Genomic DNA, 13932 nt, shown 5'->3' with positions numbered 1-13932 from the left:
CACCCGCCGATGATGCTGAGACTGTTGTCCGCCGCCCTGCTGCCGGTGGCCGTTCTGACCAGCAGCTGCGCCCGCCACCTCGGCAAGCCGGACGGGGCCGCGCCACCGCGTCTGAAGCTCGACTGGACGGTGCAGCGGGATCTGCGCTTCACGCCGGTCGACTGGCCGAAGCCGCTGCTCGCTGATCTCTACACGCCGGCCGGCGACGCGCCGCCCGGCGGCTGGCCGGCCGTGGTCATGATCCATGGCGGCGGCTGGTCGAGCGGCGATCGCGAGCAGGTCGAAGGCATTGCCCGGCGGGTTGCCCGGCGTGGCTACGTGACCCTGAACATCACCTACCGGCTGGCGCCCGAGTCGATCTTCCCGGCGCAGGTGGTGGATGTGCAGCAGGCGGTGCGCTGGCTGCGTGGCCATGCCGCCGACTACCGCGTCGATCCGGCGCGCATCGGCGCCTGGGGTTATTCAGCCGGCGCCCATCTGGCGGCGATGCTCGGCGGCCTGAGTCCGGGCGACCGCCTGTATCAGCCCGGCGCCGAGGTGAAGGCGGTGGTGGCCGGCGGCATTCCGTCCGACCTGCGCAAGTTTCATGGCGGCACCATCGTTCCGAAGTTCCTCGGCGAGCGCTGGTCGGAGAACTCGCGGGCCTTCCGCGAGTCCTCGCCGGCAGCCTACGTGACGCCCGGCGATCCGCCGGTGTTCCTGTACCACGGCGGCTGGGACCAGCTGGTGCCGTTCGATCAGGCCAGCGACTACCAGCTGGCGCTCGATGCCGCCGGCGTGCCGAACGAGCTGTACGAGCTGCGCGGCCTCGGCCACATCACGGCGTTTCTGATGGACGGCGAGGCGGTGCAGCGCGGCCTCGATTTCCTCGATCGCCACCTGCGCTGAGCCGCGCTCACGGCACCCGCGCCGCAACCCAGACCTCGATCCGCAGCGCGCCGGCCGCACGCGCGGCACGGGCCAGATCGTCGACGGTGCTGCCGGTGGTCATCACGTCGTCGACCAGCGCGACATGCCGGCCGGCCACTGTGGGCCCGACCGCGAACGCACCGCGGACTTCCTTGCGCCGCGCCTTCGCGTCCTGGCCGATCTGGTCGGCGGTGGCGCGCAACCGGGTGGCGCAGCGCCAGTCGAGGTCGATCGCCAGCTGCCGGGCGATGCCGCGCGCCAGTTCCAGCGCCTGGTTGTAGCCGCGGCTTCGCAGCCGCGAGGCGTGCAGCGGCACCGGGATCAGCAGCTCGGGCAGCGGCGATAGCCGGCGCGCGGCCAGCTGCGCCAGTTCGGCGCCGAGCCAGCGCGACTGCCGGAACTGCGCCCGGTACTTGAGCCCGGCGATGGCCTGCCGGATCGGCGCCTCGTAGCGGAAAGCGGCCAGCGTGCTGTCGAAGGCCGGCGGTTCGGCCGCGCACCGGGCGCAGACGTGGGCGATCTCGCTGCGCAGCGGCAGCGCGCAGACCGGGCAGGCGATGGGGTTCCACGGCAGGCTGGCGCGGCAGCCGGCGCAGACCGTGCCCGGTTCGGCGTCGCCCGCGCAGATCAGGCAGGCCGACGGCACGATCCAGCGCCGCAGCAGGCCGATCATGTCAACCGTACGCCTGCGTACATGGTTGACAGCATCGCCGCTGGCCCCGAACACTGATGCACGCTCTCTGCCTCCGGAATCACTCCATGTCGCTCGCCGCCGCGTCGCCCAGCCTTTGTTCCCAACCGGTCGATGACCGCCGCCACGACTGGAGCCACGACGAGGTCGCCGCGCTGTTCGCGCTGCCATTCAACGACCTGCTGTTCCGGGCGCAGTCGGTTCATCGCATGCATTTCGATCCGAACGCGGTGCAGTTGTCCACCCTGCTGTCGATCAAGACCGGCGCCTGCCCGGAAGATTGCGCGTACTGCCCGCAGAGTGCCCGGTTCAGCACCGGCCTGAAGGCCGAGAAGCTGATGCCGCTGGCCGAGGTCGTGAAAGCGGCCGAGGATGCCCGCGCCAACGGCGCGACCCGCTTCTGCATGGGCGCAGCCTGGCGTTCGCCGAAGGACAAGGACATCGAGCGCGTGTCGGAGATGGTCCGCGAGGTGAAGGCGCTGGGGCTGGAAACCTGCGTCACGCTCGGCATGCTCGAAGCGCGGCAGGCCCAGGCCCTGAAGGCGGCCGGTCTCGACTACTACAACCACAATCTCGACACCTCGCCGGAGTTCTACGGCGAGATCATCAGCACCCGCACCTACGAGGACCGGCTGGAAACGCTGGCCAACGTCCGCGACGCCGGCGTCAAGGTCTGCTGCGGCGGCATCGTCGGCATGGGCGAGTCGGACGGCGATCGCGTCGAGTTCCTGCGTGCGCTGGCCAACCTGCCGCAGCATCCGGAATCGGTGCCGATCAACGAGCTGGTCGCGGTCAAGGGCACGCCGCTGGCCGACGCGCCGCCGCTTGATCCGCTGGATTTCGTGCGCACCATCGCCGTGGCCCGCATCCTGATGCCGCAGAGCTATGTGCGGCTGTCGGCCGGCCGCACCGAGATGAGCGATGAAACCCAGGCGCTGTGCTTCTTCGCCGGTGCCAATTCGATTTTCTACGGCGAGCGCCTGCTGACCACCACCAACCCGCAGAACGAGCGCGACCGCGCGCTGTTCGCCAAGCTCGGCATCCACAACGATATCCGCGTCGATGGCGGCGCGAAGCTGGTCGACGAAACCGCCTGCGCCGCGCCGGCAACGGCCGAAGGCTGCGGCGCGCAGGCGTCCTGCTGCTGATGAATGCGCCGGCGGTCGGTCTGACCGGGGGCGCGTCGCCGCTCGACACGCGGCTGCAGCGGGAACTCGACAGCTTCCGCGCAGCCGATCTGTACCGCGTGCGGAGGATCGTCGAAGGCACGCATGGCGTGGCGCTGACCGTCGACGGCCGCGCCTGCATCAGCTTCTGCTCGAACGATTACCTCGGGCTGGCCAGCGATCCGCGCGTGGCCGCCGCTGCGCAGCGGACCCTCGGCAGCAGCGGCACCGGCAGCGGCGCGGCGGCGCTGGTGTCCGGCTACAACCGCGAGCACGCGCAGCTGGAAGAGGAGCTGGCGGACTACACCGGCCGGGCCCGGGCGCTACTGTTCACCTCGGGCTGGGCGGCCAATCTCGGCACCTTGCGGGCGCTGTTCGGCAAGGCCGACGCGCTGCTCTGCGACGAACTCAATCACGCCAGCCTGATCGATGGCGCGCGGCTGGCCGGTGCCCGTTACATCCGCGTGCCGCACGCCGACACCGGCGGCTATGCCGCAGCACTCGCCGATGCGCAAGCGCAGGGTGGGGAAGTCGGCATCGTCAGCGACTCGGTGTTCAGCATGGATGGCGACGAGGCCGATGTGCCGGTGCTGGCGGCACTGGCGCGCCAGCACGGCGCGACGCTGGTGATCGACGACGCCCACGGGCTCGGCGTCACCGACGGCGGTGCGATGGCGCTGGCCGACGTCTACATCGCAACCCTTGGCAAGAGCCTGGGCGCCGCCGGTGCTTTCGTGGCCGGCTCCGAGGCACTGATCGAGTTCCTGATCCAGCGCGCCCGCACCTGGGTGTTCTCGACCGCGCCACCGCCGGCGATCGCGGCGGCGGCGCGGGCGGCGCTGCGGATCATCCGCAGCGAGCCGGAGCATCCGCTGCGGCTGCAGGCCAACATCGCGCGCTTCCGCCGCGGCATCGAAGCCCTGGGCAGCGGACTGCCGTTCCGGTTGTCGCCGTCGACCACGCCGATCCAGCCACTGATCGTCGGCCCGGCCGGGCCGGCGGTGGCGCTGTCCCGCGCGCTGCTCGCACGGGGTTACTGGGTGGCCGCCATTCGTCCGCCGACAGTACCGGCCGGTACTTCCCGGCTGCGGGTCACCCTGTCGGCGGCGCATACCGATGCCCAGATCGACGGCCTCGTCGCGGCGCTTGCCGACGCGAGTGCGGACGCAGCCTGAACGCGATGGCGCTGACGATGTTCGTGACCGGTACCGATACCGGCGTCGGCAAGACCTATGCGGCGGTGGCGCTGGTGCAGGCGTTACGCGCGGCGGGCCGGACCGTGGGGGTGATGAAGCCGGTGGCCAGCGGCTGCGAGCACGGTCCGGATGGCCTGCGCAATGACGATGCGCTGGCGCTGATCGCCGCCTGCGGCCGGCCGCTGCGCTATGCCGACGTCAATCCCTATGCCTTCGAGCCGCCGACCGCGCCGCATCTGGCGGCGCGCGCCGTCGGGGTGACCGTCGATCCGGCGGTGCTCGATGCGGCCTATCGGCGGCTGGCAGCCGATTGCGAGGTGATGGTGGTCGAGGGCGCTGGCGGCTGGCGCGTGCCCTTGTCGGACGATCTCGCCTTCTCGGACTGGGTGGCGGGTCATGGCTGGCCGGTGCTGCTGGTGGTCGGCCTGCGGCTGGGCTGCCTCAATCACGCGATGCTCAGCGCGGAATCGATTGCCCGGCAGACCCGATTGGCCGGCTGGATCGCCAATCGGCTGCCGCCGGAGCAGGTCGAATGGGCAGCGAATGTCGAGACCCTGCGCCGTCGGCTCGAGGCGCCGTTGCTGGCTTGCCTGGCGCCGGCAGCCGCCGCTTCGCCGGCGCTGGACGGCATGGTGCTCGCCGAGCTGCTGAACGGCCTGAAGGCGACTGTCTAGAACGATTGTCGACGGCTGTGTCAAGACGCAATTTCGGCTGAAGACAGCCGATTCCCCAGTCTTCGGGGAAACCCGGCAAGTGCCAATCTAGGCAACAAAGACAAGGCTTTGCGAGCGACGCGCCTTCCACTACAATCCGCGCGCTGCGACCCCGGTATCGTCCGGCACGCGACAGGACACCCGTATAACAGCCATGCACGACACGCGCCTGGTGATCGGCCCGAATGCTTCCATGACGGTCAAGGTGGCATGGGCCGTGATGGCCGTGATGGCCTTCGTTTCATTGGGGATTGCGGTGCTGTTCACGCTGCAGGGATTCTGGCCGATCCTGCCTTTCGCGGGGCTGGAACTGGTGGCGCTGGGTCTGGCGCTGTACGTCAGCCTGAAACGCAACCGTTATCGGGAAGTGATCGCATTCGAGGGGAACCGGGTGCGCATCGAATGCGGGATGGGCGGCGAGGGTGCGCGGCTGTCGATCGACTGGCCGAGGTCATCGACGAGAGTCTTGCTGGAGCAGGGGATACACCGGAACGACCCGACGCGGCTGTGTCTGTATAACGGCTCGCGGCGGCTGATCCTGGGACGATGCCTCACGGATGAGGATCGAGAACAGCTCGCAGCGCGGCTGCGGGTGCTGGTACTGGCCGGATGGCGTGTTGCTCCGCTTGCAGAGGCGGATGACATGGCACCGGATGGCAACTGATTTCCAAACTTTTGGGTTGAAAGTCGATATGTCGAACCTGATTCGCGGCCTGCGTGGCCTGTTGCTCGCGACCGCTGGCGTCGCCGGAAGCTTCGCAGCCCGTGCTGCGGACACCATGGAACACGCCTACTGGAACCTGCCGAAAGGCGTGACCGACATCAGCCATGAGGTCTGGCACCTGCACATGGCCGCGTTCTGGGTCTGCGTGGCGATCGCGGTGGTGGTGTTCGGCGTGATGTTCTATTCGATCTTCGCCCACCGCCGCTCGAAGAATCCGGTGCCGGCGACGTTCCATCATTCGACCACCGTCGAGATCATCTGGACGATCATCCCGTTCGTGATCCTGATCGGCCTCGCCGTGCCGGCCGCCGGCACGCTGATCAAGCAGTACGACTCGCGCAACTCGGATCTGACCATCAAAATCACGGGTTACCAGTGGAAGTGGCAGTACGAGTACGTCGGCGAAGGCGTCAGCTTCTTCTCGACGCTCGACGCCAAGTCGAACGAAGCGCGCCAGCTGGGCTCGGGCATCGACCCGAAGACGGTCGATCACTACCTGCACAACGTCGACAACTACCTGGTGCTGCCGGTCGGCAAGAAGGTGCGTTTCCTGCTGACCTCGAACGACGTGATCCACGGCTGGTGGGTGCCGGATCTGGCGATCAAGAAGGACGCCATCCCGGGCTTCATCAATGACATGTGGACCCAGATCAACGAGCCGGGCATCTACCGTGGCCAGTGCACGGTGCTGTGCGGCCGCGACCACGGCTTCATGCCGGTGGTGGTGGAAGCGAAGAGTGAAGCAGACTACGCCGCCTGGCTGAAGTCGAAGAAGGGTGGCGAGGAAGTGGCCGCTGCTGCGGCGCCGACCGCGACCGATGCCGCTGTCGACGCCCCGGCCGCTGCGCCTGCGGAAGCGGCCCCGGCCGCCGCCGAAGCGGCGCCGGTCGAAGTCGCGGCCGCTACGCCGGCACCGGCTCCGGCGGCTGCTGCCGCCCCGGCAGCGGACGCCGGCAAGAAGCTGTATCTCGGCAACTGCGCGGCCTGCCATCAAGCCACCGGCGCTGGCCTGCCGCCGACCTTCCCGGCGCTGACCGGCTCGAAGGTCGCCACCGGCCCGGCTGCCGGCGTCATCACCCAGATCCTGAAGGGCAAGAACGCGATGCCGCCGTTCGGCCACCTGTCCGACGCCGACGTGGCCGCCATCGCGACCTACGTGCGCAACGACCTCGGCAACAAGGTGGGCGACAGCGTGACCGCCGACCAGGTCAAGAAGCTCCGCTGAGCTCAGCGTCCCCGCATCCGCAAGAATTTGATTGAGTCAGGAGTTCCGAGACATGGCCAACACGCACGCGCACCACGACCACGGGCATGACCATGCCCATGACGACCACCACCACGGCCCCGACAAGGGCGTGATGCGCTGGATCAAGACGACCAACCACAAGGACCTCGGCACCTTGTACCTGTGGTTCTCGTTCATCATGTTTTTCATCGGCGGCCTGATGTCGCTGGTGATTCGTGCCGAGCTGTATGCCCCGGGCATGCAGTTCATCGATCCCGAGTTCTACAACCAGATGATCACGCTGCACGCGCTGGTCATGATCTTCGGCGGCGTCATGCCGGCGTTCGTCGGTCTGGCGAACTGGATGGTGCCGATGATGATCGGCTGCTCCGATCTGGCGCTGCCTCGCGTCAACAACTGGGGCTTCTGGATCCTGCCGTTCGCGTTCTCGATGCTGCTGTCGACGCTGTTCCTGCCCGGCGGTGGCCCGGCCGGTGGCTGGACGCTCTACCCGCCGCTGGTGCTGCAGGGCGGTGCCTCGTTCCCGCTGACCATCTTCGCGATCCACATGCTCGGCATCTCGTCGATCACCGGTGCGATCAACGTCGTGGTCACGATCATGAACATGCGCGCGCCGGGCATGACCCTGCTGAAGATGCCGCTGTTCGTCTGGACCTGGCTGATCACCGCCTACCTGCTGATCGCGGTCATGCCGGTGCTCGCCGGTGCGGTGACGATGCTGCTGACCGACAAGTACTTCGGCACCAGCTTCTTCAATGCCGCTGGCGGCGGCGACCCGGTGATGTTCGAACACATCTTCTGGTTCTTCGGCCACCCGGAGGTCTACATCATGATCCTTCCGGCCTTCGGCATCGTGTCGACGATCATCCCGACCTTCGCCCGCAAGCAGTTGTTCGGCTATGACTCGATGGTCTACGCGGTGGCGTCGATCGCCTTCCTGTCGTTCATCGTCTGGGCGCACCACATGTTCACCGTCGGCATTCCGCTGGCCGGCGAACTGTTCTTCATGTTCGCGACCATGCTGATCGCGGTGCCGACGGGCGTGAAGGTGTTCAACTGGCTGGCCACGATGTGGCGCGGCTCGATGACCTTCGAGACGCCGATGCTGTTCGCGATCGGCTTCGTGTTCCTGTTCACGATCGGCGGCTTCTCGGGAATCATGCTGGCGCTCGCGCCGGTCGACTTCCAGTACCACAACAGCTATTTCGTGGTCGCCCACTTCCACTACGTGCTGGTGCCGGGTGCGATCTTCTCGATCATCGCCGCCATCTACTACTGGATCCCGAAGTGGACCGGCGTGATGTACAACGAGACGCTCGGCAAGCTGCACTTCTGGCTGAGCGCGATCTTCATCAACGTCACCTTCTTCCCGCAGCACTTCGTCGGCCTGGCCGGCATGCCGCGCCGCATCCCGGACTACGCGGTGCAGTTCACGGACTTCAACGTGATCTCCACCTGGGGCGCGTTCCTGTACTTCATCGTGCAGTTCATCATGGTCTACAACTTCCTCCGCTGCGCCATCTGGCGGAAGGGGATGGTGCCGGCCAGCGCGCAGGTCTGGGAAGGTGCCAAGGGTCTGGAATGGACGGTCGCCTCGCCGGCGCCGTACCACACCTTCGAAGATCCGCCGCATGTCGGTGACGAGCCGGCTGCGGCCCACTGAAGCCTGACCACCGGACGCGATGACGACGATGCCCGACAGCCCGAAGCCGGCCTCCGCACGCCGCAATGTGCGGCTGGCACTGGTGCTGGTGCTCGTCGCCATCGCGTTCTATGTCGGCTTCTTCATTGCGGTGAGCAACCGCTGACCGTGGCGACCGACGGCAAGCGCAAGGCGCGCGGCATCTGGACGTTGCTGCTCGTGGTCGGCGGCATGTTCTGCTTCGGCTTCGTGCTGGTGCCGATGTACAACGCGATCTGCCAGCTGGTGAATCTCAACGGCAAGGACACCGCGATGCTGGTGCCGGCCGACCAGGTGGTGGAGCGCGAGGATCAGGCCCGCACGGTGAAAGTGGAGTTCGTCACCACCGTCAACGGCGGCCGGGTGTTCAGCTTCAGTGCCGAGCAGCCGGTCGTCGAGGTTCATCCAGGCAAGCTGTACACGGTGAACTTCAAGGCCAAGAACGAGCGTGGCGAAGCGGTGATCGGTCAGGCGGTGCCCAGCGTGTCGCCGTGGAATGCCGCTCGACACCTGCGCAAGACCGAGTGCTTCTGCTTCAACCAGCAGCCGTTTGCCGCCAACGAGGAAAAGTTGATGCCGGTGCGCTTCATGCTGGACCCGGAGCTGCCGGCGGATGTCGAGACCGTGACCCTGTCGTACACCTTCTTCGATGCAACTGCCTTTGCCCAGGTGAAGCCGGAAGCGGCGCCGGTGCAGAGTCAGGCAGTACCCAAAAGTTAAGTTCGTCAGTCAGCAGTCAGTCAAAGGAAACCGTCATGGCAACCCATGCCGCAGCAAGCGATTCCAGTCACCGCCGTTACTTCGTTCCGGAACCCAGTGTCTGGCCGTTCCTGCTGACGATCGCGCTCGGCACCATCCTGTACAGCGTCAGCATGTACCTGGAAGAGCGCCATCCGGGACCGATCCCCTTCTACGTCGGCGGCGCGCTGTTCATCTACATCGTGTTCTCGTGGTTCCGCGGCGTCGCCAAGGAAAGCGAGACCGGCCAGTACAGCGAGCAGGTCGACCGTACCTACCGGCTGGGCATGAGCTGGTTCATTTTCTCGGAAGTGATGTTCTTCGCGGCGTTCTTCGGCGCGCTGTACTACGCCCGAGAGCTGTCGGTGCCGTGGCTCTCCGGTGAAGGCAGCCGGGTGCTGACCAACGAGGTCCTTTGGCCGAGCTTCGAGAACGTCTGGCCGACCAACGGACCGGGCGCCATCGGTGGCGATTTCAAGACGATTTCGCCGTGGCACCTGCCGCTGATCAACACCCTGCTGCTGCTGACCTCGTCGGTCACCATCACCTTCGCGCACCACGCGCTGAAGGATGGCCACCGCAAGGCAACGATCCTGTGGATGTGGGCGACCATCGCCCTCGGTGCGATCTTCCTGTACTTCCAGGCGTCGGAGTACATCGAGGCCTACCACGAACTGAATCTGACCCTGCACTCGGGCATCTATGGTTCGACGTTCTTCATGCTGACCGGCTTCCACGGCATGCACGTGACGCTCGGCACCATCATGATGATCTCGGTGACCGGTCGCCTGATGGCGGGCCACTTCAAGCCGGAGAGCCACTTCGGCTTCGAGGGCGTGGCCTGGTACTGGCACTTCGTCGACGTGGTCTGGGTCGGCCTGTTCATCTTCGTCTACATCCTCTAAAAGGATCGGACAGAACTTGCGGCCGTTCAGGTCGCAGGTTCGCAGAACCGGAAAGCCCGACCGTCACCGGTCGGGCTTTCGTCATTCGGGCGATAGCACCGGTGCGCGAGATCGAGGGAACACCGCTGCTGCGGCGCGGTCCATCAGCCGCCGATGCCGTGCGGATGGATCCAGCCCATCATCGTGGCCAGCAGCAGGAACACGATCAGCGCCACCTGCAGGCCCACGCGCGCCGTCAGTGCTCGCACGGTGCGTTTGCTCTTGCTGGTGTCCTTGAGCATGAAGAACAGCGCCGAGAACAGCGAAATGACGATGCCGACGAGCAGTACGGTGACGATCAGTTTGGGAAGCATGGCGGGATAGGGAAAAGTGGTGACCTGATGGTAAGCCGCCGCGTGCAGCCCCGATACCGCGATCTTGCGTCGCAACCAACCGAGTCCCGCCGCCGATGATGTCGAGATGGCAGTTCCGCCCGGCGTGGTGGGCCGTGCTCGGCACCGTGATCGGCTGCGCGATCACCATCCGCCTCGGGCTGTGGCAGTGGCATCGCGGGCTGGCACGCGAGGCGCTCGACGCCCAGTACCAGCGCGCCGAAGCGACGGCGCCGATTCCGCTGCAAGTCGATACGCCGGTTCCGGACGGCGCCGATGCCACCTGGGTGGCCGCGCGTGGCCGTTACGACGGCGGCCGGCAGCTGCTGCTCGATAACCAGGTGCACGATCGCATTCCCGGCTACCAGGTGCTGACGCCACTGCGGCTGGCTTCCGGAGGCATCGCCCTGGTCAACCGCGGCTGGCTGGCGCAGAACCCGGATCGCAGCAAACGCCCGGAACTGCCGGTTCCCGACCAGGACGTCGAGGTGACCGGGCTGTGGCGCTCGTTACCGCAGCCGGCGCTGCGTCTGCAGATCGACAACTGCCCGACGGCGGAAACCGCCTGGCCCCGCATCGTCGGCTATCCGACCGCTGAGGATCTGCGCTGCCTGTACGGCCGCGAGACCGCGGTCGGCATGCTGCTGCTGGACCCGCAGGCCGATCACGGTTTCCTGCGTGACTGGACGCAGGCCGATCGCCAATTCCCGCCGCAGCGTCATTACGGCTATGCCGCGCAGTGGTTCGCGTTCGCCGCGACGCTGCTGGTGATCTTTTTCAAACTCAACCTGAAACGCCGCCCATGAATCCGCAAGCCGCTCAACTGCGACGATCCCGCCTGACGCTGGTCCTGCTCGGAGTGCTGTTCGTCGGCCCGCTGATCGGGGCCTGGCTGCTGTACAGCTCGGGCATGCGGCCCGGCGTGACCACCAATTACGGTACGCTGGTGGTGCCGACCACGCCGCTGCCGGCGCTGCAACTGCGCAGCGAGGCCGACCAGCCACAGCCGGAGCTGCTGCTCGGGCGCTGGAGCCTGGTACAGCTCGGTGGCGCGCACTGCGACACGGCCTGCGCCGATCGTCTGGCCTCGAGCCGTCAGGTGCGGCTCGCGCTCGGCGCGGCCGGCGTCGAGAAGGACCGCGTGCAGCTGGTGTTCATCGTCCCGGATGCCGAGGCCGCACGTGCCGCCGCCAGCCAGCTGCGCGAGGCGCACAAGATCCTCCACATCGTCGCCGACACCGGGCCGGCCGGGCAGCGAGCCGCCGAAATCCTGAAGTCCGCCGATCCGCTGGCCGTCTACCTCGTCGATCCCAACGGCAACTGGTTGATGACCTACGAGAACCAGCCGAGCGCCGACGAATTCCAGCGCGGCCTGCTGAAGGACTTGAAGAAGCTGCTGCGGCTGTCGTCGATCGGCTGATCGGCGTTCGTCGTTCGCACCTCGGTCCCTGTCCGACGTTGCCGTTCGGCGGCCAGATTGCCGGGGCTGCGCGGTAGTAAAATGCGGCGCTTGCAACTCCTATCTCCATGCTCGACACCTTCCATCGCCTGAACCTGCTGACGCTGGTTCTCACCTTCTGCCTGGTCGTCCTCGGCGCTTACGTCCGGCTGTCGAATGCCGGCCTCGGTTGCCCGGACTGGCCGGGCTGCTACGGCCATATCGGCGTGCCCGATGCCCAGCACGAAGTGGCGGCCGCCGAAGCCGCGTATCCCGAACGCCCGGTCGAAGCGCCGAAAGCCTGGAAGGAAATGGTCCACCGCTACCTTGCCGGCGTCGTCGGCCTGCTGATCGGTGCGCTCGCGGTGCTGGCCTGGCGCGACCGCAGCCGGACGCTGCCGCGCCGGTTGGCGCTGGCGGTGGTCGGCGTGGTGCTGGTGCAGATCGTGTTCGGCGCCCTGACCGTGACCTTGAAGGTCAAGCCGATCATCGTCACCACGCACCTGATGCTCGGCCTGACCACGCTGTCGCTGCTCTGGTGGATGTGGCTGTCGACCCGCCGCACGGCGGCCAGCGCGCCGCCGGCGGCCGCACTGCTGAAGCCGCTATCGCTCGCCGCCTTGCTGCTGCTTTGCGGGCAGATCTTCCTGGGCGGCTGGACCAGCACCAACTACGCGGCCCTGGCCTGCCCGGATTTTCCGGCCTGCCACGATTCCTATCTGCCGAAGGGCGATCTCGGCGAAGCCTTCAAACTGTGGCGTGGCCTCGGCATCGACTACGAGTTCGGCGTGCTCGACACCGCTGCCCGCGCCACCATCCATCTGGTGCACCGTTACGGCGCCCTGGTGCTGAGCCTCATGCTGGTGACCGTGGCCGGCTACCTGCTGAGCCTGCGCCGTGCGCCGTATACCTCGCTTGGCCTGGCACTGCTGGCCGCCCTGGCGTTGCAGCTGGCGATTGGCATCGGTCTGATCCTCAAGCAGCTGCCGCTATGGCTGGCCGACGCCCACAACGCCGGCGCAGCCGTGCTGCTGCTGGCCGTGCTGGCGTTGAACCACACGGTCTGGCGCGGCGGCTCGCGTCGCCCGGCGCACTGAAGGCAAGGCCATGACGCGAACCACCACGAGCACGCCGCCGCTGAAGATCGATCCGGCGGCAGCCGAACCCGCGCCGGCGCCGGTGTCGCGCCTCCACGAGTACTACGAGCTGTGCAAGCCGCGCGTGGTCATGCTGATCGTCTTCACCGCGATCGTCGGCATGTTCATGGCCGTACCGGGGCTGCCGCCGCTGGCGGCCTTGCTGTGGGGCACGATCGGCATCTCGCTGCAGGCGGCCTCGGCGGCGGCGGTGAACCAGATCATCGATCGCGAAATCGACGCCCGGATGAAGCGCACCTGCGGCCGTCCGCTGGTGACCGGCTCCTTGAGCCTGACGCATTCGATCGCCTTTGCCACCGCGATCGGCCTGGCCGGATTCGTCGTGCTGTGGTTCCTCGTCAACCCGCTGACCGCCGTGCTGACGCAGCTGACCTTGGTCGGCTATGCCGGCGTCTATACCTTGTTCCTGAAGCGCGCGACGCCGCAGAACATCGTCATCGGCGGGGCCTCCGGTGCCGCCCCGCCGGTGCTCGGCTGGGCTGCCGTCACCGGCACCATCGACCCGCACGCGCTGATCCTGTTCCTGATCATCTTCATCTGGACCCCACCGCATTTCTGGGCACTGGCGATCGAGCGGCGCGAGGAATACGCCAAGGTCGGCGTGCCGATGCTGCCAGTCACGCATGGCGTCGAGTTCACGGCCACCCAGGTTCTGCTGTACACGCTGCTGCTGATCGCGGTCACCATCCTGCCGTTCGCGGTCGGCATGAGCGGCTGGCCCTACCTGATCGCCGCGCTGCTGCTGGGCGGCCGCTTCCTGCAGATGGCGGTGCAACTCAAGTTCGCACCGCGCAAGGGCCTGCCGATGAAGACCTTCGGCTACTCGATCGTCTATCTGATGGCGATCTTCACCGCGCTGCTGGTCGACCACTACCTGCGCTGAGTCCGCCGTCGCCGAGGGCGCGTCACGCGGCATTCAGGTAAGCGTCCGGTGACTACCTATTGACGAAACCGCGCTTGAGCCGAGCGAGCCGTTTGTTCGCGGCGTCGATGTCGA

Annotated in this window: 16 protein-coding genes; 14 read left to right on the top strand and 2 right to left on the bottom strand. The window is 67.1% G+C overall.

Features of this window, described 5'->3' with window-relative positions; all coding sequences use genetic code 11:
* Positions 1-9 precede the first annotated feature (9 nt).
* Entirely contained in the window at positions 10-888 is an 879-nt protein-coding gene (locus tag ACTIGJ_RS18705) for an alpha/beta hydrolase fold domain-containing protein (RefSeq protein ID WP_439641845.1), read from the top strand.
* 7 nt (positions 889-895) lie between these two features.
* On the opposite strand, the gene ACTIGJ_RS18700 is transcribed toward ACTIGJ_RS18705, so the two are convergent.
* Positions 896-1582, bottom strand: a complete 687-nt coding sequence (locus ACTIGJ_RS18700; RefSeq protein WP_439641844.1) for a ComF family protein — start codon at positions 1580-1582, stop codon at positions 896-898.
* An 86-nt stretch (positions 1583-1668) separates the two neighbouring features.
* On the opposite strand from ACTIGJ_RS18700, the gene bioB reads away from it, so the two are divergent.
* The 9 genes from bioB (at position 1669) to ACTIGJ_RS18655 (ending at position 9969) form a co-directional block, all read left to right on the top strand.
* Positions 1669-2748, top strand: coding sequence for a biotin synthase BioB (gene bioB, locus ACTIGJ_RS18695; protein ID WP_439641843.1), 1080 nt, complete (start codon positions 1669-1671; stop codon positions 2746-2748).
* A complete protein-coding gene (locus ACTIGJ_RS18690) occupies positions 2748-3941 on the top strand; it encodes an aminotransferase class I/II-fold pyridoxal phosphate-dependent enzyme (protein ID WP_439641842.1) in 1194 nt (397 codons plus the stop codon). The genes bioB and ACTIGJ_RS18690 overlap by 1 nt, the downstream gene beginning before the upstream one ends.
* A 5-nt stretch (positions 3942-3946) precedes the next feature.
* Positions 3947-4636 carry a dethiobiotin synthase gene (bioD, locus tag ACTIGJ_RS18685; protein WP_439641841.1) on the top strand — a complete coding sequence of 230 codons (690 nt, stop codon included), beginning with the start codon at positions 3947-3949 and terminating at the stop codon, positions 4634-4636.
* 193 nt (positions 4637-4829) lie between these two features.
* Positions 4830-5339, top strand: coding sequence for a DUF2244 domain-containing protein (locus tag ACTIGJ_RS18680; RefSeq protein WP_439641840.1), 510 nt, complete (start codon positions 4830-4832; stop codon positions 5337-5339).
* Between the two features lie 28 nt (positions 5340-5367).
* A complete protein-coding gene (coxB, locus tag ACTIGJ_RS18675) occupies positions 5368-6624 on the top strand; it encodes a cytochrome c oxidase subunit II (protein WP_439641839.1) in 1257 nt (418 codons plus the stop codon).
* Positions 6625-6676: 52 nt separating this feature from the next.
* Positions 6677-8308, top strand: coding sequence for a cytochrome c oxidase subunit I (ctaD, locus tag ACTIGJ_RS18670; protein WP_439641838.1), 1632 nt, complete (start codon positions 6677-6679; stop codon positions 8306-8308).
* A 19-nt stretch (positions 8309-8327) separates the two neighbouring features.
* A complete protein-coding gene (locus ACTIGJ_RS18665) occupies positions 8328-8453 on the top strand; it encodes a cytochrome oxidase small assembly protein (RefSeq protein WP_439641837.1) in 126 nt (41 codons plus the stop codon).
* A gap of 2 nt (positions 8454-8455) precedes the next feature.
* Positions 8456-9046 (top strand): cytochrome c oxidase assembly protein, encoded by a 591-nt coding sequence (locus tag ACTIGJ_RS18660; RefSeq protein WP_439641836.1) that lies wholly within the window; start codon positions 8456-8458, stop codon positions 9044-9046.
* A gap of 35 nt (positions 9047-9081) precedes the next feature.
* A complete protein-coding gene (locus ACTIGJ_RS18655; protein WP_439641835.1) occupies positions 9082-9969 on the top strand; it encodes a cytochrome c oxidase subunit 3 in 888 nt (295 codons plus the stop codon).
* A 143-nt stretch (positions 9970-10112) separates the two neighbouring features.
* On the opposite strand, the gene ACTIGJ_RS18650 is transcribed toward ACTIGJ_RS18655, so the two are convergent.
* Positions 10113-10322: a twin transmembrane helix small protein gene (locus tag ACTIGJ_RS18650; protein ID WP_439641834.1), complete on the bottom strand. Its 210-nt coding sequence runs from the start codon at positions 10320-10322 to the stop codon at positions 10113-10115.
* Between the two features lie 95 nt (positions 10323-10417).
* Here ACTIGJ_RS18650 and ACTIGJ_RS18645 point away from each other — a divergent pair, with 95 nt between their 5' ends.
* From ACTIGJ_RS18645 to cyoE, 4 genes are all read left to right on the top strand, one after another.
* A complete protein-coding gene (locus tag ACTIGJ_RS18645; RefSeq protein WP_439641833.1) occupies positions 10418-11146 on the top strand; it encodes an SURF1 family protein in 729 nt (242 codons plus the stop codon).
* On the top strand, positions 11143-11760 hold the full coding sequence (locus tag ACTIGJ_RS18640) for a hypothetical protein (RefSeq protein WP_439641832.1): 618 nt from the start codon (positions 11143-11145) through the stop codon (positions 11758-11760). Before ACTIGJ_RS18645 ends, ACTIGJ_RS18640 begins: the two co-directional genes overlap by 4 nt.
* 107 nt (positions 11761-11867) lie before the next feature.
* Positions 11868-12875 carry a COX15/CtaA family protein gene (locus ACTIGJ_RS18635; RefSeq protein WP_439641831.1) on the top strand — a complete coding sequence of 336 codons (1008 nt, stop codon included), beginning with the start codon at positions 11868-11870 and terminating at the stop codon, positions 12873-12875.
* Between the two features lie 10 nt (positions 12876-12885).
* Positions 12886-13818 (top strand): heme o synthase, encoded by a 933-nt coding sequence (cyoE, locus tag ACTIGJ_RS18630; protein ID WP_439641830.1) that lies wholly within the window; start codon positions 12886-12888, stop codon positions 13816-13818.
* Positions 13819-13932: the final 114 nt, after the last annotated feature.

It is taken from the genome of Nevskia sp. (assembly GCF_051860985.1).
Lineage (GTDB): Bacteria > Pseudomonadota > Gammaproteobacteria > Nevskiales > Nevskiaceae > Nevskia.
The sequence above is the reverse complement of the archived record's forward strand: the minus strand, read 5'-3'. Positions and strand labels throughout refer to the sequence as shown.